We start from the raw sequence: 21,673 nt of genomic DNA on the forward strand, positions 1-21,673 counted from the left end.
TCCATCTTTCGTTGCCCGGTCTGCGGGTATCTGGAGATGTTCGACGACGAGGTCGGCAATGGCTGAGCGCCGCCTCGCACCCGTCGACGAGAACTATGAGCATTCCGGCGGGGGCGGCGGGCCGCCCTATAATGGCGATATGGAACGCATTGAGCGCCTCGAGGGCGCCGTCTCCCGCCTGGAATCCGACATGGCCGCTCTCAAGAGCGATGTGGCGGTGATCGTGGCCAACTATGCGACCAAGGCGGACGTCGCCGAAATCCGGGCTGATATCCACAAAGCGATCGCGGAGAATTCACGTTGGACGCACACTGCGACAATGGGGATGTTCGGCGCCTTTGTGCTCGGGGCGATCGGCCTCCTGTTCACCATTTGGAACGCCGCGAAGCCTGCATCCTCGCCGCAACCCCAGGCTGCGGCCGCGCCGATTGTGATCCAGGTGCCGGTGCCAAGCCCCGCTGCCCCGGCGCCGCCGGCAAAGTAGCCATCCCGAAGAACCCGCCGGCCCAGGCGGGTTTTTTCTGCCTATCGCCGCCGTCTCGCCGCCGCAATAACCCTCTCATTCAGCCCCACGCGATAGAGCGTAGCCCCGGCCTGCTCTAGCGCCGCCCTCTCCTTCCCCTCGATCGTCTCGTCGGCCAGCAGCGCCGCCAGCAATGCGATCGCGTCATCCACGTCCAGATCCTGGTCGTCATCGAGCGCCAGCTCTTCGAACCTGCGGATCACGTCGTCTGGGTCCATGAGTGCCCTCCTGAGTACCCGATCCAGTCTAGTCCAGTTGCATAGCTAGTCCGGCCCTCAAACCATGGGCCAGGCCCTCTACGCAGAAAATTAGGAGTTCCTATTGACTTCATGCATTAGCGTCTCCTAATATTCCTCCACGCCGCTCACCTCCGCAGCGGCTCGCTGGAGACAGAGATGCCCAATGCCGTTCCCACCGCTGCCGCGTACCAGCACGCCTATGAGGCGCGCCAGCGCGCCGCCGGCCAGCCTGCGCCGGCTTTCCTCGCACCGGCCACCGCGCCGCGCCTTCCGCGCGCCGACGAGCAGTCCGCCGTCGTCATGACCGCCGGCGAGTGGTGGTCGGTCATCGGCGAGTTCACCACGCCCGGGCCCGGCCAGGCCCCCGCCTTCGTCGCAGCCAGCATCCGCATGGTCAACGCCGACGGCAGCCAGGGCCCCGAGCTGATCGACTTCTTCACGGCCATGTCGGTTGCCGAATTCGAGCGCCTGGCGGTCGAGTTCCTGACGGAAGGGAGGGCTTGAGCCATGGCTGATGCCAAGTTCGGACCCTGGGAGGCCTGCAGCAACCTGATCCGCGAGAAGCGCACGGCGGAGAGCGGCGCCGGTTTTCTGGTCGCAGAAGTGCCCGCGAACACCGAAGGCGCCAGCGCGAAGGCCACGCTGATGGCCGCCGCGCCCGAGCTGTTCGGCGTGGTCGACGCCCTGATCAAGTCCTTCCGCATGGCGGGCATCGCTGCCGACCTGGACAGCAACGACCCTGCCGAATGGCTGATGGCCAAGGCGGTCATGGCGCATTCGAAGGCGCTGGGAGATCGGGCATGAGCGCAATGCAAGAAGCCTTCGACCGCGCGAGCGGGAAGAAGACCCCCTGGAATCCTTCGCGCAAGGCGACGGCGCGCGTGAAGAACCCTCTGCCCGCCCCCACCAGTTGCCCCCACTGCAACGGTGCTGTCGACCTCGTCAACAACAGCGCTATCTACGGCCGCGAATACGGCGAATGGCCCTATGCCTACGCCTGTACGGCCGCAGGCTGTGGCGCATACGTGGGCCTGCACCCCTTTACCGCAATCCCGCTCGGCACCTTGGCCGACGGCCCAACCCGCGCCGCGCGGAAGCGGGCCAAGGCTGCCTTCAATCCGATCTGGCAGTCGGGCCGCATGACTCGCGGCGAGGCCTATGCATGGCTCGCCCGGGCGCTCGGCATCGAGAAGACCGAGGAGTGCCATATCGGATGGTTCGACGTGAGCACCTGCCAGCGAGTTGAGCAGGTCATCCGGGAGTCGCGTCAATGACCCCGCGCCACGACCCAGCGCGCATCGCGCGCAACACCCGCCGGCTGAACATGGTCACCGTCGCAGTGATCGTGGTGGTCGCCCTCGCCTACTTCTTCGCCACGAACGCGCCGGCCGCGCCGGTCCGGCCCACCAAGCACGTGAGGACCGTATGACCGCTCTCCCCATCGTGCCGGGCCACACGTACCACGTCCACGGCGCCGGCCTCTCGCTCACCGTGATCGCTCAGAACCCCGTCGATGCCATCTGCGTGGCGCTCGACATCATCCTGGAGTCGCTGCAATGAACATCGTCACCATCCGCGCCAGCTCGCTGGCAGAGTTATTCGACTGCCCGGCGCGCTGGGAAGCCAAGCACATCCTGGGCATGCGCATGCCTTCGAGCGGCGCATCGCACCTGGGCACCGCTGTGCACGCCGGCACGGCCGCTTTCGACCAGGCCGTGCTGGACGGCGCGCCCATCACCGCGGACGACGCGGCCGCCGCCGTGGTGGATTCGATCCACGACAAGGATGCCGAGGTCGACTGGGAGGACAGCGACCCGGCCACCGCCGAGCGCATTGCGCTGGCCCTGCACACCCGGTACTGCGTCGAGATCGCGCCGCGCCAGCACTACATCGGCGTCGAGGTGAAATGCGAGCGCCTGGAGATCCCCGAGCTGGGCCTCGCGCTGACCGGCACGACCGACCGCGTGCGCACCACCGAGGCCGGCGCCGGCATCAGCGACCTCAAGACGGGCGGCCGCGCCGTCGGCACCGATGGCGTGGCGGTCACCGCCGGCCACGGGCCGCAGCTGGGCGTCTATGAGCTGCTGGCCGAGCACGCCATGGGCATCCCCATCAGCGCACCGGCGCAGATCGTCGGCATGAACACCGGCAAGACGGCCGCCGGCCAACGCGTGGGCACCGGCGAGATCGAGTCGCCGCGCACCGCGCTGTTGGGCACCGAGGATCAGCCCGGCCTGCTGCAGCACGCCTCGCGCCTGATCCAGTCCGGCGCCTTCTACGGCAACGGCAAGTCCTTCCTGTGCTCGGCGAAGTACTGCCCGCGCCACGCCACCTGCCCCTACAAGAGCTGAGGCAGCCATGCAGCGCATCCCTCTCGAAGGCAAGGTGTTCGGCAAGTGGACAGTGCTGTCCCGCGCCATGAACCCGCCCGCGCCAACGCGATACCTGTGCCGATGTGCGTGCGGCGTTGAGCGCGTCATCGCCTCGCAGACGCTGCGCAGCGGCGAGTCTCGGTCGTGCGGCTGCCTTCGCGCCGAGATGATGCGCGCAAAGCAGACCAAGCACGGGCACTACGCATCACCGACCTATCGCAGCTGGCGCGCGATGCTCGCTCGCTGCAGTGATCCCACCCACGAGCAGTTCAAGGACTACGGCGGCAGAGGGATCAAGGTCGCCGAAGCCTGGAAAACCAGCTTCCAAGCCTTTCTCGCGGACATGGGCGAGCGCCCGCCAGACAAGACGCTGGACCGCATCGAAAGCAACGGCAACTACGAACCCGGCAACTGCCGGTGGGCCACACGAACCGAGCAGAACCGCAACAAACGAGCCACCGCAAAGGACACGCAATGACCGCCACCACTACCCTCGCCGAGATGAAACAGAGCGCCGGCCCGCGCGAAGCGCAGATGCCGACCGTCCGCGCCGGCTTCTTCGATCTCCAAGGCTTCGAGCTCATGCAGCGCGTCGCCAAGGCTTTCGTGAGCACCGACCTCGTGCCCAAGGCCTACCGCGGCAACCTGGCCAGCTGCATGATCGCGCTGAACATGGCGCAGCGTATGAACGCGGACCCGATCTTCATTATGCAGAACCTGTACGACGTGCACGGGCAACCGAGCTGGTCGAGCAAGTTCCTGATCGCCACGGTCAACGCCTGCGGCCGCTACGCCTCGCTCAAGTACGAATGGCGCAACGAGGACAAGCCCGGCTCCGAGGACTACGGCTGCCGCGCCTGGACCACCGAGAAGGCAACGGGCGAGCGCCTGAATGGGGTCTGGGTGACCTGGAAGATGGTCCGCGCCGAGGGCTGGGACTCGAAGAACGGGTCCAAGTGGAAGACCATGCCCGACCAGATGTTCATGTACCGGGCGGCGGCATTCTGGGCGCGCACCAACGCACCCGAACTGAGCATGGGCCTGCCGACAGTGGAAGAGTCGATGGACATCATCGACGTCCATCCGGACGGCACGTTCAGTGTCTCCGGCGCCACGGTGGACGAACTGCGTGGCGGCGCGCGACAGCCACGCGCGCAGCGCGCCCAGCCTGCCCGCCCTGCCGAAGTGGTCGAACGCCAGCCCGAGACGTTCGCCACGACCTCCGGCGATGACGCGCCCACCGGCACTGCCGAGGGTGACCAGGAAGACGACCTGCTGCCGCCCGACGATGGCGACCCGGGCACGACCACCGACGCCGCCGGCGCCCGCACCTTCCAGGAAGTGAACCGCGAGCTGCTGGGCGCGAAGTCCGTCGAGGATCTCGACTATGCCCGCAGCCTGATCCGCGACGTGGCCGACGAGAAGGAAAAGGCCTCGCTCAACCAGGTGGCCGCGCGCCGCATGCGCGAGTTGGCCTCGCCGGCGGACGCCGAACCGGCCGCTGCAGCCCAGCCGGCGCGTCGCACGCGCACCCCGATCGGCGCCGAGTGAGATAGACGGCCATGGACAAGTTCCAATTCATGGGCAACGCGACCATCCTGCACCTGAACACCAGGAAGGAAGGCCCCGAGGACGCGCAAGAACTGGCGGTCGACCTGAAGCTGAAGGCGACGGCCGACGTCATGATCACGCGCTACTTCGACGAGCAGCTGGCCACCTTCGTCTTCCTGTCGAACGGCGCGGTGCGCAACAAGGTCATGGGCCCCATCACCTTCGCCCATGAGCTGGAGAGTTACCGCCTGGACATGGTCGGCAGCACCTTCACCGGCGTGCGCGTCAAGAAGTTTGCGCTCGAACCCAAGGACGGCTTCAAGGTCGGTGTGACCTTCGCGGTCTCGTTCAAGCCCAGCGGCGACGAGGTGGCGCGCGTCGCCGAGTTCCTGCAGGACGAGATTGACCTGTGCCTGACGCCGAGCGACAGCGAACTGGACTTCGGCGACGGCGGCGCGGCTCACAGTCACGTCAACACCTACGACGGCGCCGACGACGAGCTGCTTCCGGCGGCGCGTGAGCTGGTCGCCAGCCACCGCAGCGCGTCCATTTCCCTGGTCCAGCGCCATCTTCGCATCGGCTACAACCGCGCCGCCCGCCTCCTTGAGGCCCTCGAAGCACGAGGCGACGTGTCAGCCACCGACGCCGCTGGGAATCGCATGGTCCTGATCACCGCAGAGGCAACAGCATGAAGATCACCGCCATCCACATCCGCAACTTCCTGGGCATCCAGGCCGCCGACATCATCCCGGCCACGCCGGTCTCGCTGATCTGCGGCCCGAACGGCGCCGGCAAGAGTTCGATTCAAGAGGCTGTCCGCCTGGCGCTGGCCGGCGAGAGCGTGCGCGTCGGCCTGAAGAAGGACTACGGCCAGCTGCTGCACGACGGCGCCGAGACGGGCTCGATCGTCGTCTCGGCCGGCCCTCAGGCCAACAGCGTGCCCCTGCCCTCCGGCAAGGCCAAGAACGGGCTGCCCGACGATCCGCGCCTGGCCTACGTGCTGGACGCCCAGCGCTTCGCCAGCTTGGACGAGAAGGCGCGCCGCGCGTTCCTCTTCGACCTGATGGGCCTGAAGCTGGGGACCGACATGGTGCGTGAGCGCCTGGCCGCCCGCGGCTGCGATGCGAAGAAGATCGCGGCCGTCCTGCCGCTGGTGCGTGCCGGCTTCGACGCGGCCGCCAAGGAAGCGCAGACCAAGGCCACCGCCGCCAAGGGCGCCTGGCGCGCGCTGACGAACGAGAACTACGGCGCCGTGAAGGCGGCCGACTGGACCGCGCCGGTCCCCGCCGGTGGCCCGGCGCCCCAGGATGCCGCCGCCGCGATCGCCGAGCTCGAAGCCGAGATCGCGGAGGCCACCGGCGACGCCGGCGACCTGCAGCGCCAGTTGGGCCAGATGGACGCGGCTGAGCAGCAGCGCCGGCAGCGCGCCGAGAAAATCGCCGGGCTGGTGTCCAAGGCCGACCAACTGCCGAAGGCGGAAGAATCCGTCGCGCGCGCCCTGGCCGAACGCGATGCCTTCCTGCCCAAAGTGGAAGCCCTGCGCGCGGCCGCCGGCGGCAAGCAGGCCGGCGTGTCGTGCACCTGCCCGGAATGCGGCGCCCTGCTGCAGTACCTGGCCGGCCAGCTGGCGCAGCGCGGGGTCGCCCAGGCCGACCCGGACGCCGCCGGCCGGCTGCCCGAGTACGAGCGCAGCCTGACCGTGCTGGAGAACGCCCTGAAAAGCCGCACGGCCGAGCGCGACGCCGCGGCGGCGGCCGCCAACCAAGCCGAGCTGCTGCGCAAGGACGCCGCGGCCGACGCCGGCGACGACGCCGAGCTGCGCGGCAAAATCGAGAGCGAGCTGAAGACCCTGCAGGAAGCCATCAAGGGCGTCGGCGAAGAACTGACCGCCGCGCGCGCGGCGCAGCGCGCTGCCGGCGAGGCCGCCGAGCTGACCCGCAAGGCCGGCCAGCACCACGCCGACGTGGTCGCCTGGGAAGCCCTGGCCGAGGCCCTGGGCCCCAGCGGCATCCCGGCCGACCTGCTGGCCGAGGCCCTGGGCCCCATCAACGAGCAGTTGGCGGCCGCGGCAAACCTGTCCGAGTGGTTCCGGGTCGGCATCGAGCGCGACATGACCATCACCGCCGGCGACGGCCGGCTCTATGCCCTGCTGTCCGAATCCGAGCAGTGGCGCGCGGACGCCATGGTCGCCTACGCCATTGGCAAGCTCACCGGCCTGCGCCTGCTGGTGCTCGACCGCGCGGACGTGCTGATCGGCGCCGAGCGCGACCGGCTCTTCTGGTGGCTGGCTGACCTGGCTGACGCCGGCGAGATCGACACCGCGCTGGTGTTCATGAGCCTCAAGAGCATGCCGACGGGGCTGCCCGAGGGGATCACCCCCTTCTGGGTGCAGGACCACCAGGTCGGCACTGTGCGGGAGGCGGCGTGATGGTCAGCACCACCACCATGATTCAGCGGCTGGAAGGGCTGCTGGGCACCGACGACCTGAACACCTCGGAACAGAGCTTCGTGCGCTCGCTGGCGACGCGCATGCACGCTGGCGAGGTGACGAAGCTCAGCGGCGACCAGGTCGAGAAGCTGGACGAGCTCCACGGGAGGCATTTCGCATGAACCTCCCCCGCCACTTCACCCGCACCAACGTCCTGACGCACCTGCGCGAGAACGCCGGCAAGCGCTACACGCCCACCCAGATCGGCCACCTGTTCAAGCGGCCGACCGACCAGGCGCGCGAGATGCTGAGCGAGCTGTTCGAGGCTGGCCAGGTCCGCCGCATGGTCGACGGCAAGACCCGGATGTTCTTCATCCCGGCGCCGGAAGAGCTGCGCGAGCGGCCGACGCGCATCGTGGGCACCGGCGAGCTGCGCGGCTGGGAAGCCAGCCTGCGGCGCTTCTCGGACCTCTGCATGCTGGCGCGAGGCTGACCATGGACCAGACCCTGATCAACGACCTGCACCAGCGCGTAGCCACCGCCGAGCGCGAGCGCGACGAGGCGCAGCAGCTGCTGGCCATCGGCCGCGAGTCGGCGGTCCTCACCGCGGCGCGCGTGCTCGAGCTGGAACGGCTGGCGGCAGCTATCAACCACGCCGCGGCGAAGAGCCCCTTCCAGGCGCTCAGCCGCTGGGTGCACTTCGGGCCCGAGGCCGATCTTCTGAAACGGATGCGAGACGCAGCATGACCACCACCAAGACCAAGTACGAAAAACTCGACGCCCTGATCATGGCCGCCATCGTTGGCAACCCGATCGACTTCAACTCTATCTACCAGCGGAACGTCAAGAAGGAGTGCGAGCGCATCGCGGACGAAGACAACAAGGCGCGCGACCTCCCGAAGTGGCGCGAAATTCATGGCTGGCGCATTCTGGACCGCCGCCTGCAGGCCCTGCGCAAGGCCGGGAAGATCCGCCACACCGGCAAGGGCTGGGTACGTGCCCAGGAGGCAGCATGACGCGCAATCAAACACGCGAGGCGCAGGCATGGCTGCTCAACGTGATGGGCGATCACGACTTCACGATGCCGGCGGTGGCGTTCGACACGATCGTCGCCGCCCTCTCGCAGCAGAGCGAGCCAAGCGCATGGGTGCATGAGGACGACCCTACGCGCGTTATCTCGGCCGCTCAGAAGGCGGGAGCAGTGCGCGATGGTGGCGCAAGCGCTTCTTCTGTCCGACCTTACTCGTTGGCTGCCTTCGTTTGCCAGGCGCAGAGCGCATCGCTCCTCGACGCAAAGGCAGCGTTCGAAGTGTGGGCCCGTGGCCAGGGCCTGGACCCTCTGCCGGCCAGCGAGGGCTCGCTCCGCACCTATCGCTACCTCGAAACAGAGCATGCATGGCGAGGCTGGGCCAACAGCAAGCCGAGCGCATCGCCTGCCGCGCTGACAGATGAGCCAAGATGGGCACGCGCTGGGCTCACCGAGCATGAGGTGCAGCAAATCGCGTGGTCATACTTCCATGATGGCGATACGGACTTGGGAGACATAAAGGCCGCCATCAAGCGTGCGCTCTGTGTCGCTGTGGATCGCGCTCTGCTCGCCTCCAAGCCCAGCGAGACGCGCGATGCGGACGAGTACGAAATGCGCGCGGACGGCAAGCGTGTGCACAAGGGCCGCTGGGAGGACGGCTTCCGCAGCATCGTCTCCATCGTGCGTGGGCCGCGCGGCGGCTTCGAGATTGACGAGATTGTGGAGCTGGTGCGCGGGTTGGCGCTTGATGCGGAGCGGTATCGACTGGCGCGGCGTGGGCAGCATTGGAGCGTGGTCGACGGCATTGGAAACGCGTTGCGGGCGGAGGAACTGGATGCCGCCATCGACGCCGCCCTGGCCGCCCAGCGCGAGGGAGGTGCGGCATGATCCGCCGCGAGTACAGAACGTTCGGCTTTTGCTGCGGCCTTGGCGGGGGTGCCAAAGGCTTCAAGAAGGCGGCCTCGCGCGTTGGCAACATGATCGCGACCTGGCGCTGCATCGGGGGCATCGATGTGGACCCGGCCGCGGCGCGGGACTTCGAGATGCTCGTGGGTGTGCCATGCACGGTCATGGACCTATTCACGCGACAGCAATACACCGCCTTCTGGGACAAGGAGCCGCCAGCTGGCTGGCGCGAAGCACTGCCTATCGACATCCGGCGCGCCGCCGGCAACGAGCGGCCACATTGCGTGTTCATCTCGTCGCCGTGCAAAGGCGCGTCCGGCCTCCTGTCGGAGGCGCTGAGTCGCACGCCGAAGTACCAGGCGCTCAACGAGCTGACCCTACGATGCGTCTGGCTGATGTGCGAGGCGTGGAAGGACGACCCGCCCGAGCTGATCGTCTTCGAGAACGTGCCACGGTTGGCCACGCGCGGCCGGCACCTGCTCGACCAGATCGGCCAGATCCTGCGGCACTATGGCTATGCGGTGAACGAGACCACGCACGACTGTGGTGTGATCGGCGGCCTGGCACAGAGCCGCAAGCGGTTCCTCCTGGTCGCACGGCACACCGCGAAGGTGCCAGCCTTCTTGTACGAGCCGCCTGTGCGACGACTGCAAGGCGTCGGTACAGTGCTCGGCCGTATGCCGCTGCCCGGTGCGACCGCCGGCGGCCCGATGCACCGCGTGCCAGCGCTGCAGTGGAAGACGTGGGTGCGCTTGGCCTTTGTCGAGGCCGGCAGCGACTGGCGCAGCCTGAACAAGCTGGCGGTTCAGGACGGCTACCTGAGCGACTACCTGATCCTGCCCGAGCGCCGCGGTGGCCATCTGGGCGTGGTGGACTGGCACGAGCCAGCCGGCACCGTGGCTGGCGAATCGCTGCCGACGAATGGGGCATTCTCGGTGGCAGATCCTCGTCACGCAGCCGGCGCGGCCCAATACCAGCAGTACGGAGTTCTCCGCTGGGGCGAGGCGTCCGGTGCCATCACGGCCGGCACCAATCCCGGGCAGGGCACGTTCAGCGTCGCGGATCCACGCCATGACGGCACGCCGAAGCACAACAACGAGTTCCGGATCGTGCCGTGGCAGCAGGCTGCTGGCGCCGTTACCAGTGCCCACGGCACCGGGCAGTGCGTGCAGGATCCGCGCGCCTCAACCGGCTTCGAAGGCGCAGGAAAGTACCGCGTCACCGGCTACGACGAACCGGCCGGCACGGTCATCGCGCGCAGCGACACCGGCCAAGGCGCATTTGCTGTGGCCGACCCGCGCCCGGGTATGCGCCGCGAGCGCGGCGATGCCTACCTGACCGGCGGTCACTACGGCGTGGTCGGCTGGGATCAGCACAGCGGCGCCGTCTCGGCAGCTGCCGGTCATGACAACGGGCGATGGTCGGTCGCTGACCCGCGGTTGCCCCTGGCCAACGACAAGCTGGTAGCCGTCATCCGCGCGTTGGATGGAACTTGGCACCGCCCCTTCACCACGCTGGAGCTGGCGGCCCTGCAGAGCCTCATCGATCCGGCCGAGCTGTGGTCAGCTGACCCGAAGGTCCAGCGGGAAATCGATACCTTCGACGCGCACAACCGCGCCGCCCTGCTTGGCCCCAAGGCCTTCAAGTTGGATGGCGAGAGCGACCAGGCCTGGCGCGAGCGCATCGGCAACGCGGTACCGCCGGATGCCGCCCAGGCGATCGCCGAGGTGATGGGCACCACGCTACTGCTGGCGGAAACCGGCGAGACGTTCATGCTGTCGGCCACGCCGGTTTGGGTGCGCCCGGTGGCCGTTGCGCTCTCCGTTGCGCAACAGGCGGAGGCTGCTTGATGTTAGTGAATATTTTTCACCTCGGTTTCGATCTTGCCTCGAATGTCTTCGATGGCAGTTCGCATCTGCTTGAGCGCCTTGAAGAAGGCCTCAAACTGCGCCGCGTCCATTTCGCGATGGAACTCCAGCGCCGCCGCCACCTGCTCCTTCAGTTGCCGGGTCAGCGACCCCAGCATGATGACAAAAGTAACGAGGTTCGCGGTGTTGAGCTCGTGCAGAGGGATGCCCGACACGCTGCGGTCAATCTGCACGAGAACCTGCTGGTCAAAATGCTTGTTGCCCTGGGCGATGTCGTATACGGCCTGACGATCAGGGATCTCTTTGATGACATGCCCGGCAGTGTCGCGCGCAGCCTCAGCAATCTTCTGCACCGCTTCGCCAAGAGTCTTGCGCGCGTGCTGCCTGTCGGAGCGCTGCAACCGGACGCTGGTATGCCCGGCCCACCAGATAGCCGCGACCGATGCCACCGCCTGAACCCATCCAGCCAGTGCAGGATGCGCTTCGATCCAACCCAGGATGCCTGCCATGCGTGAACTCCCTATTCTCTTTTCTGGCGCCATGGTACGCGCCGTCCTCGACGGCCGGAAGACGCAGACGCGGCGCGTGGTGAAGCCGCAGCCAGGCCCGTACTGGAACCCTCTCGTCGGAGCCTACAACCCTACCGTCATCGCCAATGGCGGATATGAAGTGCCCGGTTCGGAAATCTTCGGCGCATCGGATGAAACAGAAGGTCGTAAGAGCCCTTACGGTCAGTCTGGCGATCGCCTGTGGGTGCGCGAGACGTGGGCACAGCCGGCAGCGCTGGACCCGGGCCCGACCGTCTATCGCGCAGACTACCCGGCCTGCGTGCCGGCCGGCTTCGAAAACGTCCCGCCAGCCGAGACGATTACCTGGAAGCCGAGCATCCACATGCCGCGCGCGCTGTGCCGGCTGATGCTGGAGATCAGCGGCGTGCGCGTCGAGCGGCTGCAGGACATTAGCGAGGAGGACGCGCTGGCCGAGGGCGTGGCGCAGGTGGACGTCGAGCGGTATGAGCCAGACCACTCCATCTGCCGCTGGTGCGGCGGAACTCGTCTCTACACCGCCATCAGTGCTGGCGGTGGTGCCCTGCCGGATACGGACTGCCTGCACTGCGACACGCACGTGAAGCGGTACGAGCAACTGTGGGAAGAGATCAACGGCGCCGGCACCTGGGAGACCAATCCCTGGGTGTGGGTGGTGGAGTTTAGGAGGGTCCAATGCGCGAACTGACGCTGGACGAATATCGACAGGCCCGCGCGGCCATACAGGTCGAACGTTACCCCGGCACCGCCCCGTCTCTCGACGACTGGGACCCTGTCATGGTGGCCGGCGCGCTGGTAAGCCTGCGGCGCCCGCGCACTCTGGTGTGCAGCCCACAGGGACTGGCGGACCTCTTCCCGTGTCTCGCTCGCAAGTCGGAGGCTCCATGAAGCGCCTGATCACCCAGACCCTCGTCGGCGAGGCCGGCGCCATCCTCTCGGACTGCGAGCAGTACCGCTACCGCCTCTGGCGCGAGTGGGACAGCAGCCGGCCGGCGCTCGGCTTCATCATGCTCAACCCGTCGACGGCAGACCACGAGGTCGACGACCCGACCATCACCCGGTGCCTGCAGCGCGCGATCGCCGGCAAGTACGGCCGCCTGGAAGTGGTCAACCTCTTCCCGCTGCGCTCGACCGATCCGGACGGGTTGCTGACGCACCCGGCCCCGCTGGGCGAGCGCGCGGACCAGAACGACGGCGCCATCATGGACGCGATCGACCGGTGCGCGATGGTCATCTGCGCCTGGGGCGCCCACAAGGCGGCGCCGGCGCGCGCGGCCGAGGTGCTGCGCATCGTCCGGATGTGCGGCCGCGGGAAGCTGCTCTATCACCTCGGGCTGAACCAGGACGGCAGCCCGAAGCACCCGCTCTACATCGCGGCCAAGACGCGGCCGCAACCATTCAAGCCAGAGGATCAATCGTGACAGAGCAACAGAAGAAGGCCATCCGCCGCGCCGCCGAGCTGTTGGACAGCATCGCCAGCGAGATGGACGAGACCTTCATGGTTGGGCGCCGCTGGGAAGGCAGCGAAGCACAGAAACAGGACCGCGACGAGTACCGGAAGCTGGCCACAGCCCTGAGGGCCATCCCAGCATGACCGAAGCAGCAGCACAAGTGATCGAAACGACCCGGAAGGCCTGGGAGATGCAGATGGACAACCGACTGATGAGCGAGCAAGACCTGCGTGACGTAACCGGCCTGCGCCGGCACAAGCTGCAAGCGGCATGGCTTCAACGCCACTTCGGCCTGACGCCTGTCCAGCGCGCCGACGGCAGGATCATCCTGACCTGGGCAGCCTTCGAGGCCCTGCAGGCCAAGCGCGCCGGCGTGCTACCGGGCGCTGCTCAACCGGACAACCGCCCGGCCCTCGTGCCCCTGCGGAGGGCCGCGTGAACGCCCGCCGCAGAACCAAGGCAGACGGCCTGCCGAGTCGGGTCTATGTGCGGCGCAACAGCTTCTTCTGGGTACGACCAACGGACGAGAAGTGGCTGAAGCTGTGCCGCGTGGCCGAGGGCGAGACGCTGATGTATGAGCGCCTGGCCGCCGAGAAGCGGAAGGTGGAAGTGGACGGCGACGAAGGCAGCATGTCCCGCCTCGTCGCCATCTACATGGACAAATTCGAGGGGCAGTACTCGGACACCTTCCGCGATGAGTGGAAGCGCCGCGGCGAGGATGTACGGAAGGCATTCAAGCACCACAGCGTCGAGCAGGTGGACTCCGGCCTGATTGAGGACTTCCTGCTACAGAACTGGGCCGACAAGCTGCCGACGCAGCGTGCGATGAAAGGCTGGCTGTCCAAGTTCTTCGCCTGGGCCGTCCGGCGCCGCCACGCGCAGGTCAATCCCTGCCGCGAGGTCGAGGTCAAGAAGCCGACTGTGCGCGACGTCTACATCCCGCACGACCACTTCATGGCGATCCGCGCCGCGCTGGCCAGCTACAGCTACGAGAAGAAGATTAAGGGGAAGCTCCAGGTCATCACCGCCAAGGTCCCGACCGGGCCGGAAATGCAGATCTTCGTCGACCTGTGCTACCTGACCTGCCAGCGCTCGACCGAGATTCGGCTGCTGCGTTGGTCGCAAGTGGATGAGCGCGCCGGCGTGATCCGGTTCAAGCCGACCAAGACGGAGAACAGCAGCGGTCAGGCGGTGGACTGGCCGATCACCCCCGAGATTGCCGCCGTCCTCCGGCGCGCGCGCGCACTGAGGCGGGAACTGACGGTCCAGCCGCTGCACGACTACGTCATCACGGATCGGAGGGGAAAGCCGAAGACCGCAGCGGCCTGCCGCGATGCCTGGCGAGACGGACTGGTCCGCTCGAAGCTGGAGAAGATGGACTACGTGGTGAAAGACATTCGCGCGAAGGCGCTCACCGATGCGTATCGGTCCGGCCACGGCATCGATGAGCTGCAGGTCGCCGGCGCCCATGCGGATCGGGCCACAACGGAGGACTACATCAAGCAGCGCGACGTGCCTGTTTCAGTCGTGCGCCTGCGTCTCCCTGCCGCGTAATTTTGGACACTGTCCAAAATTCAGCATCTTTTGCGGACGGCAGAAAAGACGAAGGCCTCTGTAATCGATTGATTACAGAGGCCTCAATTTGGTCGGGGCGAGAGGATTTGAACCTCCGACCACCTGCACCCCATATACATATGTAAGTGATATAAATCAATCACTTACGCAGATTCCTCTAACTTGCTGCGTAAAATTTAGGCACGGCGGCATGCGGGATCCCGGGCGATTCGGAGTGCATCTTAGACAGCATTTCGGGCCCTATGAAGGGAAAAGCGGCCCGCCTCGGCGGGGAGCGTTGACGGGCCAGAAGTCCAGCGGCGCGAGTCTACGCGGCATGGCTGACGAGCGCCTGACCGAGAAAGCGCGAGTTCCCACCGCTGTTCTCGCCAAGCTTGGCGCCTACGTTATACTGTATATTCATACAGCATTCAGAATGCCCAACCATGCTGCCATTAGCCGCTATCGAGTCTGCCATCCAGGATGCTCTCCCGCCTATCATCGCCCGTCACCGCTCAGCCGGGCACCTGACCTGGAAACTGCTTCACCAGATCGAGGACGAGGTTATGTCGGAGGTGTCCGCAACCGGGAAAGTGGCGCCGATGATGCTTGCTGTGCTGAAGTCGTCGCCCTTCATGTCATTCCCACGGAATGACAGCGTGGCAGACCTAAGCAAGCACGATGTCCTGCCGATCGCCTTCGCCCTGACCGCACAGGCATGGAACAAGCTCCATTGAGGTGCCGGCCATGCCCGCCTTCCTCGCCACATCCATCTTCCTCGAAGCCGACTACCTGCCAGGTGACCGGGAGGAGATCCGGCTGCCCTGCTCCACCGTCGTGGTCCATAACGGCGCCGTGAGCGTGCGCGGCATTGAGACGCGCCACCTAGAAAGGCTCGGCTGGACGCCGGACGCGCTGTCCTTCGAAGTCGCCGGCGAGCATCACCGCTATCGCGTTGCCGCGCCATCGCTAGGCGGCGCGCTCACGGCCAAGTTCCCGATCAGGTAGAACCCCGTGCGTCGTTCTAGAATGGTTGCAAGTATGGGGGGATCAACATGGAAGACTCCGAGGAATGGAGGCGCCGGGTCGTCGCTGGAGGTCAGACTTTCTGCCCGGCATGCCAGTCAACTGACGTCACCATGGGCGCTTGCGCAATTGGCGCCCTGACAGTTCACCAAGAATATACCTGCGAGGACTGTCAGCATGAATTCACGGCCCTCTTTGTCCTGGTCAGCTGCTATGCGGGCCATGAGACGGATAGCTAACGGCCGGTGAACGGCCCATATGTCAAGCCCGCTGTCGCATGGCCGCATCAGGGAATTTCCCGCATTCAAGCGACCGCTTGGCGCAAGCAAGAATTCCCCAGGGCTCGTTCGCAACGCCCGTCTTATTGGGCCCTCGGCTGAGCCAGCGAGGGCCCTTTTCTCTCCTGCGGTCACTGGAAACAATGACCCGATGCGGATACGGCGACTACGAATAATCCGCAGCATCACCCGTTCAAGGGTCGAATTGCGTGCGGTCGCCACGTAAAGTTGAACGCGGTCGCGCCCGGGGGTGCGACCGTCTTTTTTGCCCTCCGGCAGGTGGAGGGCATTTTTTCGTTGCCGCACGCACGTTATGTCCGCGCGTATAGACGCGCCGGCTCCCCCCCCAAGCGCAGACCTATGACACACCACTCGTTAGTAGGGGGTATTTGTGAAAAATCTGTATTTATCCTGCCATCGGATCTTCGAACCAGGATCCGCGTTCGTTGCGCCCCGGCTTCCCGGCAGGGGCGCTTTTTTTTGAGTAACTGGCCGTCGGTCGCGAAGAGGCGTGGGCGGCGACGAGACTTTCTAGCAGAATCCGGCTGCGCGCGCCTCCCTGGGCGCGCGATCCCTAACTTGGGCCCGCCATCGAGCGGGCTTTTTTTTTAGCCTCTCCCAAGACGAAATCCGGCCTACCTGGCACGACTTCCAGGCATCACCGCTTACCACGTTCAGATTGTCAGACTCACGATCAAGGCTCCCGCCCGATGCAGGGTAGCGACGTCCGTGCGCCGCACCAAAAATGCCGCCTGGCAGCGCACATTGACCCCGTTGCCATTCCTGGGCGCATAGGGGCTCCCCGCACCTATGCGCTCTTTTTCCCAATGCCCATCGTTCGCCACCGTTAGCGCCATAGGCTCGCTCGGAGGCCGGCGCCGGGTCCAGTCCTCAGTGCGTCCTCCCATCCATCCGCACGCCACAGAACATCAGCCACCGGCGCTTGACCACGCGTCCACTGTCTTGCGGTGCCGCGCAGCGCAGTCGCCCAGCGCGCCCAGCACGGGCCCCATCACCCACGCCTGCCAAGCGTCGTAGTCGCCAGCTGCCGGCGCATCCGGCACCTCGCACGGCGCCGCCAGCGCGCTATCGAGCGGCGGCGGCTTGCTTGGCTGCGTCGACGGCGTTGGAGAGCATGCGCACCCGGCCAGCATCAGGCCGGCAGTCAGCAGGCAAAGGCTTCGCATTCTTCAGCTCCTTCTGGATGGCGTCGAGCCGGGTGCTCAGCGTCGACTGAATAGCGCGGTACTCGTCGGCCCGCGCGCGGATGCCAGCGCCGGCGGCGCGCAGCTCGCCCAGCGCCTGGTTTGCGGTCGCCACGTCAGCCTGGGCGCGCGCCGCAGTCAGTTCGGCCAGCTCGGCGTCCTTTCGCCAGCCATTGGTGACCCAGCCGGCTGCGAACAGAGCGCCGGCCAGCACCGCGGCGCCGGCAGAGCGCCCGTTCAAGGGAACGTCGATCACAGCGCTCGCCTCCCCTCGCAGTACTCGCGCGCCAGGGCGCGACGGTTGACCAGGCCACGCACAGGCTTGCCGTTGACGTTGACCCACAGCGCCAAGGCCGCGCACGCGCCGTCCATATCGCCGGCGTTCGCCCTCCGGGTCATACTGCTGCCGCAGAAAGCTGCCACGCCGATGTTGTAAGCCGTGTCGACGAAGGCCACCTTCTGGCCATCCGTCAGCGGCACGCGCACGCAGGCCATGACACCCTCCGCATGCCGTGCCAGATCCTTGTCGAGCTGGGCCCGGCACTCGGCCGGCGTGTAGGTCTTTCCCCACTGCGCGTTCTCGGTGGCGCCGTCGCAGTAGGTCAGCACGCCCCCGATGTCGCGGTAGGTCTTGTAGACGGTGCCCTCGTTCTTGGGCACCAGCACCAGCAACGCAGCCGCCGCCGCAGCGCCGACCACGCCGACCAGCTTGGGATTGAGCGCCATGTCACTCCTCCCGCTGCCGCACGCGCCGCCACGGTCGGATGACCTTCGTCCAGAAGAACTGGGCAATCAGCAGCAGCACGTAGAAAGCCGTCAGCCAGCTCGCCCAGTCGGACACGCTGTAGCCCATGAAGGTCATCACAGCGACTGGCGCGGCCGGCGCCACCTTGACAGCTTCGACTGCTATATCGGCTTGGTTCATTGGTTTCCCGGAAAAAAAAGCCCACCTAGTGGTGGGCCATATCACAGAAAGAGCGCCTTGTCAGGACGGGAACATGTGCGCTCTGACGATAGTTTTTACTGCGTTGTTTCAAGTGCAACTTTCAACGGAATGCGCGCTAGGAAACTAGCAGCGCAAACGTCGATTCCCCTATTTGAGCTTCGCCGAATCGCAGAGACGATAGGCCTCATCATCAATCACCGGGAGAACCCCATGGAAAAGATCACCAATCTCATTTTGAGTCTTTGTCTGCTTCTCGCCCTGCTTGCACTATTCAAGCGATGAGCCAAGCCTGCAGCTGTGCCCCCCACACCGACTCGACCGGTAGGCCGCCTGCAGGACACACTTCCACCACAACTCTCCGCGGGGCGCACCTAAACTGCACTCGTCACCGCTTGCGCTCTTGCGCGGGCTGGCCACCACACTGCTGGCCAGCCCTCTTCTTTTTACGCCCACACCCGGTAGGGAGTCCCAGGTACCGGTTCCACCAGCATGCCGGCCAGCGCAGTCTGCTCGGCTTCGGTCAGCGGGCGCGCCAGGCGCAGGTTGACGTGCCAGCCGGGCACCGCAGTCGGCGCCGCAATCACCTCGCCGTCCGGGCCCCAGTCGCCGCCCTCGTAGATCGTGCCGATGGTCGAGAGATTGACGCCATCAGCGGGCATGCGCTGAGGCTGGCCGTCCTCGCCTGGCATCTCAACCGTGAGGCTGGCCGCAAGCAACGCAGCACGCGTCGCGTCGCGGTCGGGGCCGCGCAGGTAGTAGTCGTGGTAGCTCGTCATCGTGTGTTCGCCTGCATCGTGGAATTGGCGTCGCGCTTCGGGACATAGTTCACCCTGCGCAGTTGGCTATTGAGAATCTCGCCAGTGCCATTCCCATATGCCGTTCCCAGACGCATCTGGTTCACGGGCGGAACTTCCCCACTGGAGGCTGTCACCGGCACGCCACCATTGACGACCAATGAGAAGTCATTCGCCTTGTAGGCTAATGCCACCTTGGCGACGCTCCCTGCCACTAGCACCGCCGTGTCGAGCATGCTCACGGCATATACACCGCCTACTGCTGAGATGCCCCCCATTTTCCCGCCATTGTTCATGTAAAGCACAAGGCGATTTGTCGTGGCTGTCCCATCGCTGAAAACAAGTACACCACGCGAGCTTCCGCCGATCTGCGGGACAACAAACTCGGCGTACACAGTTCCTTCTGTCGGGTTGTACCCGATCTTGCTTAGGTCACTGATGACTGCGCTGTCGGCGGCGCGGGTGGCTTGCGCCGACGTTGTCGGGACATGCGAAGTCCCGTTGATACCAGACTTCACATCGGCGCCCCATAGATAGAGCGAGTCACCAGCATTTGCTGACCCGGCGTTGCGGGGATAGATGAAGACCTGGGCAGTCGCACCGGAGAAGCCCGTTCGAGTGATTTCCACAAGCGTCCATTCCGTCGTCGAGAGCCCGGACACCGAATATCGCGCCCCCACAGACTGCGCAATCGCACCTGGACCATAAGCAATCCGCGCGCTCTGCCCGGTCCCAGTCCACGAGCCGTCATAAATGCCCAACATCAACGTGTCTACCGTTCCCGCCGAGAGCCAAATGCGAAACACCCGGCTATCACCGCTCGCGACAGCACCGACCGTCTGCACTAAGTTCGTGAATGCCGTGGTACTCACAGTGAGCAACTGCGCTGCCGAAGTCCCGTCAGGTGCAAGGCGCCCATCCGTGGAAATCACGCAGTTGCTCTTGTTCCACACAACGTTCGCCATGTTCGAAGAGTAGAGACACAGGTTCGTTCCCGCCTCTTCCAGCAATAGCCCCCGCGCAGCCAGTGTGATGGGGTCATAGTCAAAACGCGGCACGCCGGCCGCCGACTGCATCAGCACCCCACCGCTGCTGAAGGCCCAGCCGCTCGACGCGCGCGAGAAGGTGACGATGTCACCGAAGTTCTTGCTTACCAGCATCGTTATCCCTTTGCCTTGAAGACACCGACGACGCCGTAGGGCCACCCCGGGTCATCGGCCCAGGCGGCATAGCGATCGGTTACGAAGTTCAGATCCAGCGTTGGCGCGTTCGTGGCGGTGAAGTCGAGCAGCAGCGTGCCCTTGGACAGATCGTCCGCGTCATACTTTCCCGCGCGCCGTCGAGCGGCCAGCCCTAGGCTGAGGCCCAGCATCACAGCCCCACCAGGTCGGTTGCCGTCGTGCCACTGGCGTTGACACGCCGCGCACGGATCGGCAGCACCTCGCCGGCTGCGCAGTTCTTGAACAGCACCGAGGTGCCATCCAGGCGGACGGCCGACACGTCGCCGCCCGTGCCGACGCGGATGCTGTTGGCCACCACCGAGAAGTCCACCGAGTCGCTCGGCGTGATGGCGAAGTAGCTCTCGGACGGCGCGCCGATGGGCTTGGCCCAGCCGGCGAAAGGATCAGTTGCAGGCATTGCCACTCCTGAAATGACAAAGCCGCCCGGAGGCGGCTGGATTGCTCAAGTGCCATCGCCCTATGCGGGCTTGACTGGCCAGTTAATCGCGCGCGGAAACTCAGCCTGATCCGGCACCGCGCGCAGGGCCTTCCGGTACTGGCTCAGCACCTTAAGCCGCGCCTCATCTGCGGCCAAGAGCTCGCCCAGCACAAAACCATCCATCAGGGGCGCGATCAGCCGGTCAGCCTCGGCCAGCAAATCGTCTCGCTGCGCGCGCGCAATGCTAGCGAGCTGCTGTGCCTCCACCGCTGCGTCAAGCTGCCACGCCTCGTCGCGCCACACATGCGCCGGGCCCGGCCTGGCCTCGTCGGTCAGGAACGCCGGCAGATCGCCGATACCGCTGTACTCTGCACCAGGCTCGAAACGGCTGCCGTCAGCGGTCCGATAGAGCGGCACCGCGCGGTAGTCGGGCATCGAAGTCCAGGCGCCATCCGGCCAGTTCTGCGGCACGCTACCGGTGGACGTGCGGAAAACTGCAATGCCGCGGCCGACGGGTGTCGGCGGCGCGTTCGGCGTCGCGTAGCCCGGCACGATGGGGTTGCCTGGATCCAACGGGCTCTCATCGGCCAGCCCTCTGCCAAGATACTCACCGGTGAGCGGGTGGTAGTTGTAGATTTCCATGGATGTCCTCAGTACTTGATGCAGGCCAGCAGGGCCACGTTACGCGGGCGCGTTTCGCCACCCGTAGTCGTGGCGGAGTCCGTGCTCGAGTTCACGATGGTGATGTTCGATCCTCCGCCCCCAAGCCCATATATGTTGTATTGAATCGCATGGTAATGAGTGCGCTCGCCCTGCGCCTGCGCGCTGCCGAACCCCCGGCTCACATCGATGCCGCGGCTGTCATCCCACCCGCGAATGAACTCGCCACGCAGCTCGGGGAGATTGAACGTAGTGCTACCGTCACCCACACCGAAGGTCGTACCGATCTCCGCAAACAGGTCGGCATAGATGTTGCGCGGAACGACCCCACCGTTGCACTTGAGGAAACCGGCCGGCACTACGTTCTTGGCGTGGAAGACGATTGCGCCCGGCTGGATCAGGCCAAAGTTCGTCGCGCCAAGCAGCCCGAGCTTGATCCATGCATTGTTCGCCGAATTGCGCATCTTGAGCACACCGGCACCGATGTCCGCCCAGAACTGGAACGGATAGGATGGGTTCGGCTCCCCAGAGCCGGCTTGATTGGTGGCGATCGCCCCCAGTGCACTGTTCAAGTCAGCGCGGAAAGCCGCGCCCGCCTGATTATCTATCACCATGTCATGCTGGGACATGTTCGTTCCTCT

Annotated in this window: 36 protein-coding genes; 25 read left to right on the forward strand and 11 right to left on the reverse strand. The window is 65.8% G+C overall.

Annotated features, from left to right (window positions below; genetic code table 11):
• Window positions 1-58 precede the first annotated feature (58 nt).
• Window positions 59-484, forward strand: coding sequence for a hypothetical protein (locus tag BKK80_RS13575; protein WP_071069860.1), 426 nt, complete (start codon window positions 59-61; stop codon window positions 482-484).
• 41 nt (window positions 485-525) lie between these two features.
• Here BKK80_RS13575 and BKK80_RS13580 read toward each other — a convergent pair whose 3' ends face one another.
• Window positions 526-741: a hypothetical protein gene (locus BKK80_RS13580; protein WP_071069862.1), complete on the reverse strand. Its 216-nt coding sequence runs from the start codon at window positions 739-741 to the stop codon at window positions 526-528.
• 177 nt (window positions 742-918) lie between these two features.
• On the opposite strand from BKK80_RS13580, the gene BKK80_RS13585 reads away from it, so the two are divergent.
• Genes BKK80_RS13585 through BKK80_RS13650 form a run of 16 tightly spaced genes read left to right on the forward strand, consistent with a single transcriptional unit; the run spans window position 919 to window position 10,896 of the window.
• The gene (locus tag BKK80_RS13585) at window positions 919-1,266 is read left to right on the forward strand and encodes a hypothetical protein (RefSeq protein WP_071069864.1); all 348 of its coding nucleotides are present in this window, start codon (window positions 919-921) and stop codon (window positions 1,264-1,266) included.
• A 3-nt stretch (window positions 1,267-1,269) separates the two neighbouring features.
• Window positions 1,270-1,566, forward strand: coding sequence for a hypothetical protein (locus tag BKK80_RS13590; RefSeq protein WP_071069866.1), 297 nt, complete (start codon window positions 1,270-1,272; stop codon window positions 1,564-1,566).
• Entirely contained in the window at window positions 1,563-2,036 is a 474-nt protein-coding gene (locus BKK80_RS13595) for a zinc-finger-containing protein (RefSeq protein WP_071069868.1), read from the forward strand. The genes BKK80_RS13590 and BKK80_RS13595 overlap by 4 nt, the downstream gene beginning before the upstream one ends.
• Window positions 2,033-2,191 (forward strand): hypothetical protein, encoded by a 159-nt coding sequence (locus BKK80_RS36480; RefSeq protein WP_157903230.1) that lies wholly within the window; start codon window positions 2,033-2,035, stop codon window positions 2,189-2,191. The genes BKK80_RS13595 and BKK80_RS36480 overlap by 4 nt, the downstream gene beginning before the upstream one ends.
• The gene (locus tag BKK80_RS37755) at window positions 2,188-2,322 is read left to right on the forward strand and encodes a hypothetical protein (protein ID WP_257786729.1); all 135 of its coding nucleotides are present in this window, start codon (window positions 2,188-2,190) and stop codon (window positions 2,320-2,322) included. The genes BKK80_RS36480 and BKK80_RS37755 overlap by 4 nt, the downstream gene beginning before the upstream one ends.
• Window positions 2,319-3,113 carry a RecB family exonuclease gene (locus BKK80_RS13600; RefSeq protein ID WP_071069870.1) on the forward strand — a complete coding sequence of 265 codons (795 nt, stop codon included), beginning with the start codon at window positions 2,319-2,321 and terminating at the stop codon, window positions 3,111-3,113. The genes BKK80_RS37755 and BKK80_RS13600 overlap by 4 nt, the downstream gene beginning before the upstream one ends.
• 7 nt (window positions 3,114-3,120) lie before the next feature.
• Complete coding sequence (locus BKK80_RS36485) at window positions 3,121-3,612, forward strand: hypothetical protein (protein ID WP_157903231.1); 492 nt, start codon at window positions 3,121-3,123, stop codon at window positions 3,610-3,612.
• Window positions 3,609-4,685 carry a recombinase family protein gene (locus BKK80_RS13610; protein WP_071069872.1) on the forward strand — a complete coding sequence of 359 codons (1,077 nt, stop codon included), beginning with the start codon at window positions 3,609-3,611 and terminating at the stop codon, window positions 4,683-4,685. Before BKK80_RS36485 ends, BKK80_RS13610 begins: the two co-directional genes overlap by 4 nt.
• A gap of 11 nt (window positions 4,686-4,696) precedes the next feature.
• On the forward strand, window positions 4,697-5,377 hold the full coding sequence (locus BKK80_RS37990; protein WP_071069875.1) for a DNA translocase FtsK: 681 nt from the start codon (window positions 4,697-4,699) through the stop codon (window positions 5,375-5,377).
• Window positions 5,374-7,113 (forward strand): AAA family ATPase, encoded by a 1,740-nt coding sequence (locus BKK80_RS13620; protein ID WP_071069877.1) that lies wholly within the window; start codon window positions 5,374-5,376, stop codon window positions 7,111-7,113. Before BKK80_RS37990 ends, BKK80_RS13620 begins: the two co-directional genes overlap by 4 nt.
• A complete protein-coding gene (locus BKK80_RS13625; protein ID WP_071038316.1) occupies window positions 7,113-7,295 on the forward strand; it encodes a hypothetical protein in 183 nt (60 codons plus the stop codon). The genes BKK80_RS13620 and BKK80_RS13625 overlap by 1 nt, the downstream gene beginning before the upstream one ends.
• Window positions 7,292-7,606, forward strand: a complete 315-nt coding sequence (locus BKK80_RS13630) for a hypothetical protein (protein WP_071069879.1) — start codon at window positions 7,292-7,294, stop codon at window positions 7,604-7,606. The genes BKK80_RS13625 and BKK80_RS13630 overlap by 4 nt, the downstream gene beginning before the upstream one ends.
• Before the next feature lie 2 nt (window positions 7,607-7,608).
• Entirely contained in the window at window positions 7,609-7,860 is a 252-nt protein-coding gene (locus BKK80_RS13635) for a hypothetical protein (RefSeq protein WP_071069881.1), read from the forward strand.
• Window positions 7,857-8,129 (forward strand): hypothetical protein, encoded by a 273-nt coding sequence (locus tag BKK80_RS13640; protein ID WP_071069883.1) that lies wholly within the window; start codon window positions 7,857-7,859, stop codon window positions 8,127-8,129. Before BKK80_RS13635 ends, BKK80_RS13640 begins: the two co-directional genes overlap by 4 nt.
• Window positions 8,126-9,028 carry a hypothetical protein gene (locus BKK80_RS13645; protein WP_071069885.1) on the forward strand — a complete coding sequence of 301 codons (903 nt, stop codon included), beginning with the start codon at window positions 8,126-8,128 and terminating at the stop codon, window positions 9,026-9,028. The genes BKK80_RS13640 and BKK80_RS13645 overlap by 4 nt, the downstream gene beginning before the upstream one ends.
• Window positions 9,025-10,896, forward strand: coding sequence for a DNA cytosine methyltransferase (locus BKK80_RS13650; RefSeq protein WP_071069888.1), 1,872 nt, complete (start codon window positions 9,025-9,027; stop codon window positions 10,894-10,896). Before BKK80_RS13645 ends, BKK80_RS13650 begins: the two co-directional genes overlap by 4 nt.
• Window positions 10,897-10,898: 2 nt before the next feature.
• Here BKK80_RS13650 and BKK80_RS13655 read toward each other — a convergent pair whose 3' ends face one another.
• Entirely contained in the window at window positions 10,899-11,423 is a 525-nt protein-coding gene (locus BKK80_RS13655; RefSeq protein ID WP_071069890.1) for a hypothetical protein, read from the reverse strand.
• On the opposite strand from BKK80_RS13655, the gene BKK80_RS13660 reads away from it, so the two are divergent.
• From BKK80_RS13660 to BKK80_RS13690, 8 genes are all read left to right on the forward strand, one after another.
• A complete protein-coding gene (locus tag BKK80_RS13660; RefSeq protein WP_071069892.1) occupies window positions 11,422-12,147 on the forward strand; it encodes a hypothetical protein in 726 nt (241 codons plus the stop codon). The genes BKK80_RS13655 and BKK80_RS13660 overlap by 2 nt on opposite strands.
• Window positions 12,135-12,347 carry a hypothetical protein gene (locus tag BKK80_RS13665; RefSeq protein WP_071069893.1) on the forward strand — a complete coding sequence of 71 codons (213 nt, stop codon included), beginning with the start codon at window positions 12,135-12,137 and terminating at the stop codon, window positions 12,345-12,347. The genes BKK80_RS13660 and BKK80_RS13665 overlap by 13 nt, the downstream gene beginning before the upstream one ends.
• On the forward strand, window positions 12,344-12,880 hold the full coding sequence (locus tag BKK80_RS13670; RefSeq protein ID WP_071069895.1) for a DUF1643 domain-containing protein: 537 nt from the start codon (window positions 12,344-12,346) through the stop codon (window positions 12,878-12,880). Before BKK80_RS13665 ends, BKK80_RS13670 begins: the two co-directional genes overlap by 4 nt.
• A complete protein-coding gene (locus BKK80_RS36490) occupies window positions 12,877-13,053 on the forward strand; it encodes a hypothetical protein (RefSeq protein WP_157903232.1) in 177 nt (58 codons plus the stop codon). Before BKK80_RS13670 ends, BKK80_RS36490 begins: the two co-directional genes overlap by 4 nt.
• Window positions 13,050-13,349 carry a DUF4224 domain-containing protein gene (locus BKK80_RS13675; RefSeq protein ID WP_084545583.1) on the forward strand — a complete coding sequence of 100 codons (300 nt, stop codon included), beginning with the start codon at window positions 13,050-13,052 and terminating at the stop codon, window positions 13,347-13,349. Before BKK80_RS36490 ends, BKK80_RS13675 begins: the two co-directional genes overlap by 4 nt.
• The gene (locus tag BKK80_RS13680) at window positions 13,346-14,464 is read left to right on the forward strand and encodes a tyrosine-type recombinase/integrase (protein ID WP_071069897.1); all 1,119 of its coding nucleotides are present in this window, start codon (window positions 13,346-13,348) and stop codon (window positions 14,462-14,464) included. The genes BKK80_RS13675 and BKK80_RS13680 overlap by 4 nt, the downstream gene beginning before the upstream one ends.
• A 446-nt stretch (window positions 14,465-14,910) precedes the next feature.
• A complete protein-coding gene (locus BKK80_RS13685) occupies window positions 14,911-15,201 on the forward strand; it encodes a DUF2471 family protein (protein ID WP_071069899.1) in 291 nt (96 codons plus the stop codon).
• A 10-nt stretch (window positions 15,202-15,211) separates the two neighbouring features.
• A complete protein-coding gene (locus BKK80_RS13690) occupies window positions 15,212-15,472 on the forward strand; it encodes a hypothetical protein (RefSeq protein WP_071069900.1) in 261 nt (86 codons plus the stop codon).
• 1,382 nt (window positions 15,473-16,854) lie between these two features.
• Here the strand turns inward: BKK80_RS13690 and BKK80_RS13695 are convergent.
• From BKK80_RS13695 to BKK80_RS13735, 9 genes are all read right to left on the reverse strand, one after another.
• On the reverse strand, window positions 16,855-17,229 hold the full coding sequence (locus BKK80_RS13695) for a hypothetical protein (RefSeq protein ID WP_236903681.1): 375 nt from the start codon (window positions 17,227-17,229) through the stop codon (window positions 16,855-16,857).
• Entirely contained in the window at window positions 17,226-17,699 is a 474-nt protein-coding gene (locus BKK80_RS13700; RefSeq protein ID WP_071069903.1) for a lysozyme, read from the reverse strand. Before BKK80_RS13700 ends, BKK80_RS13695 begins: the two co-directional genes overlap by 4 nt.
• A gap of 1 nt (window position 17,700) precedes the next feature.
• Entirely contained in the window at window positions 17,701-17,898 is a 198-nt protein-coding gene (locus BKK80_RS13705) for a hypothetical protein (RefSeq protein WP_071069905.1), read from the reverse strand.
• 464 nt (window positions 17,899-18,362) lie between these two features.
• Entirely contained in the window at window positions 18,363-18,695 is a 333-nt protein-coding gene (locus BKK80_RS13710; protein ID WP_071069906.1) for a hypothetical protein, read from the reverse strand.
• Window positions 18,692-19,873 (reverse strand): phage head spike fiber domain-containing protein, encoded by a 1,182-nt coding sequence (locus BKK80_RS13715; RefSeq protein WP_071069908.1) that lies wholly within the window; start codon window positions 19,871-19,873, stop codon window positions 18,692-18,694. The genes BKK80_RS13710 and BKK80_RS13715 overlap by 4 nt, the downstream gene beginning before the upstream one ends.
• A gap of 2 nt (window positions 19,874-19,875) precedes the next feature.
• A complete protein-coding gene (locus BKK80_RS13720; protein ID WP_071069910.1) occupies window positions 19,876-20,085 on the reverse strand; it encodes a hypothetical protein in 210 nt (69 codons plus the stop codon).
• Window positions 20,085-20,351, reverse strand: coding sequence for a spike base protein, RCAP_Rcc01079 family (locus tag BKK80_RS13725; protein WP_071069912.1), 267 nt, complete (start codon window positions 20,349-20,351; stop codon window positions 20,085-20,087). The genes BKK80_RS13720 and BKK80_RS13725 overlap by 1 nt, the downstream gene beginning before the upstream one ends.
• A gap of 60 nt (window positions 20,352-20,411) precedes the next feature.
• Window positions 20,412-21,014 (reverse strand): phage tail assembly chaperone, encoded by a 603-nt coding sequence (locus BKK80_RS13730; protein ID WP_071069915.1) that lies wholly within the window; start codon window positions 21,012-21,014, stop codon window positions 20,412-20,414.
• Between the two features lie 8 nt (window positions 21,015-21,022).
• Window positions 21,023-21,661, reverse strand: a complete 639-nt coding sequence (locus tag BKK80_RS13735; protein ID WP_071069916.1) for a phage tail protein — start codon at window positions 21,659-21,661, stop codon at window positions 21,023-21,025.
• Between the last annotated feature and the right edge of the window lie 12 nt (window positions 21,662-21,673).

Origin of the sequence: Cupriavidus malaysiensis (assembly GCF_001854325.1) — a bacterium.
GTDB classification, from domain to species: Bacteria; Pseudomonadota; Gammaproteobacteria; order Burkholderiales; family Burkholderiaceae; genus Cupriavidus; species Cupriavidus malaysiensis.

What these genes read in the sequence shown, in the direction of transcription:
- BKK80_RS13710 (WP_071069906.1), bottom strand. Translation starts at nt 18,695, where the DNA reads ATGACGAGCTACCACGACTACTACCTGCGCGGCCCCGACCGCGACGCG.
- BKK80_RS13600 (WP_071069870.1), top strand. Translation starts at nt 2,319, where the DNA reads ATGAACATCGTCACCATCCGCGCCAGCTCGCTGGCAGAGTTATTCGAC.
- BKK80_RS13610 (WP_071069872.1), top strand. Translation starts at nt 3,609, where the DNA reads ATGACCGCCACCACTACCCTCGCCGAGATGAAACAGAGCGCCGGCCCG.
- BKK80_RS13690 (WP_071069900.1), top strand. Translation starts at nt 15,212, where the DNA reads ATGCCCGCCTTCCTCGCCACATCCATCTTCCTCGAAGCCGACTACCTG.
- BKK80_RS36485 (WP_157903231.1), top strand. Translation starts at nt 3,121, where the DNA reads ATGCAGCGCATCCCTCTCGAAGGCAAGGTGTTCGGCAAGTGGACAGTG.
- BKK80_RS13705 (WP_071069905.1), bottom strand. Translation starts at nt 17,898, where the DNA reads ATGAACCAAGCCGATATAGCAGTCGAAGCTGTCAAGGTGGCGCCGGCC.
- BKK80_RS13640 (WP_071069883.1), top strand. Translation starts at nt 7,857, where the DNA reads ATGACCACCACCAAGACCAAGTACGAAAAACTCGACGCCCTGATCATG.
- BKK80_RS13575 (WP_071069860.1), top strand. Translation starts at nt 59, where the DNA reads ATGGCTGAGCGCCGCCTCGCACCCGTCGACGAGAACTATGAGCATTCC.
- BKK80_RS13675 (WP_084545583.1), top strand. Translation starts at nt 13,050, where the DNA reads ATGACCGAAGCAGCAGCACAAGTGATCGAAACGACCCGGAAGGCCTGG.
- BKK80_RS37755 (WP_257786729.1), top strand. Translation starts at nt 2,188, where the DNA reads ATGACCGCTCTCCCCATCGTGCCGGGCCACACGTACCACGTCCACGGC.
- BKK80_RS13670 (WP_071069895.1), top strand. Translation starts at nt 12,344, where the DNA reads ATGAAGCGCCTGATCACCCAGACCCTCGTCGGCGAGGCCGGCGCCATC.
- BKK80_RS13585 (WP_071069864.1), top strand. Translation starts at nt 919, where the DNA reads ATGCCCAATGCCGTTCCCACCGCTGCCGCGTACCAGCACGCCTATGAG.
- BKK80_RS13685 (WP_071069899.1), top strand. Translation starts at nt 14,911, where the DNA reads ATGCTGCCATTAGCCGCTATCGAGTCTGCCATCCAGGATGCTCTCCCG.
- BKK80_RS13590 (WP_071069866.1), top strand. Translation starts at nt 1,270, where the DNA reads ATGGCTGATGCCAAGTTCGGACCCTGGGAGGCCTGCAGCAACCTGATC.
- BKK80_RS13655 (WP_071069890.1), bottom strand. Translation starts at nt 11,423, where the DNA reads ATGGCAGGCATCCTGGGTTGGATCGAAGCGCATCCTGCACTGGCTGGA.
- BKK80_RS13720 (WP_071069910.1), bottom strand. Translation starts at nt 20,085, where the DNA reads ATGCTGGGCCTCAGCCTAGGGCTGGCCGCTCGACGGCGCGCGGGAAAG.
- BKK80_RS13595 (WP_071069868.1), top strand. Translation starts at nt 1,563, where the DNA reads ATGAGCGCAATGCAAGAAGCCTTCGACCGCGCGAGCGGGAAGAAGACC.
- BKK80_RS37990 (WP_071069875.1), top strand. Translation starts at nt 4,697, where the DNA reads ATGGACAAGTTCCAATTCATGGGCAACGCGACCATCCTGCACCTGAAC.
- BKK80_RS13700 (WP_071069903.1), bottom strand. Translation starts at nt 17,699, where the DNA reads ATGGCGCTCAATCCCAAGCTGGTCGGCGTGGTCGGCGCTGCGGCGGCG.
- BKK80_RS13665 (WP_071069893.1), top strand. Translation starts at nt 12,135, where the DNA reads ATGCGCGAACTGACGCTGGACGAATATCGACAGGCCCGCGCGGCCATA.
- BKK80_RS13715 (WP_071069908.1), bottom strand. Translation starts at nt 19,873, where the DNA reads ATGCTGGTAAGCAAGAACTTCGGTGACATCGTCACCTTCTCGCGCGCG.
- BKK80_RS13735 (WP_071069916.1), bottom strand. Translation starts at nt 21,661, where the DNA reads ATGTCCCAGCATGACATGGTGATAGATAATCAGGCGGGCGCGGCTTTC.
- BKK80_RS13725 (WP_071069912.1), bottom strand. Translation starts at nt 20,351, where the DNA reads ATGCCTGCAACTGATCCTTTCGCCGGCTGGGCCAAGCCCATCGGCGCG.
- BKK80_RS13730 (WP_071069915.1), bottom strand. Translation starts at nt 21,014, where the DNA reads ATGGAAATCTACAACTACCACCCGCTCACCGGTGAGTATCTTGGCAGA.
- BKK80_RS13625 (WP_071038316.1), top strand. Translation starts at nt 7,113, where the DNA reads ATGGTCAGCACCACCACCATGATTCAGCGGCTGGAAGGGCTGCTGGGC.
- BKK80_RS13635 (WP_071069881.1), top strand. Translation starts at nt 7,609, where the DNA reads ATGGACCAGACCCTGATCAACGACCTGCACCAGCGCGTAGCCACCGCC.
- BKK80_RS13660 (WP_071069892.1), top strand. Translation starts at nt 11,422, where the DNA reads ATGCGTGAACTCCCTATTCTCTTTTCTGGCGCCATGGTACGCGCCGTC.
- BKK80_RS13580 (WP_071069862.1), bottom strand. Translation starts at nt 741, where the DNA reads ATGGACCCAGACGACGTGATCCGCAGGTTCGAAGAGCTGGCGCTCGAT.
- BKK80_RS36480 (WP_157903230.1), top strand. Translation starts at nt 2,033, where the DNA reads ATGACCCCGCGCCACGACCCAGCGCGCATCGCGCGCAACACCCGCCGG.
- BKK80_RS13620 (WP_071069877.1), top strand. Translation starts at nt 5,374, where the DNA reads ATGAAGATCACCGCCATCCACATCCGCAACTTCCTGGGCATCCAGGCC.
- BKK80_RS13630 (WP_071069879.1), top strand. Translation starts at nt 7,292, where the DNA reads ATGAACCTCCCCCGCCACTTCACCCGCACCAACGTCCTGACGCACCTG.
- BKK80_RS13650 (WP_071069888.1), top strand. Translation starts at nt 9,025, where the DNA reads ATGATCCGCCGCGAGTACAGAACGTTCGGCTTTTGCTGCGGCCTTGGC.
- BKK80_RS13645 (WP_071069885.1), top strand. Translation starts at nt 8,126, where the DNA reads ATGACGCGCAATCAAACACGCGAGGCGCAGGCATGGCTGCTCAACGTG.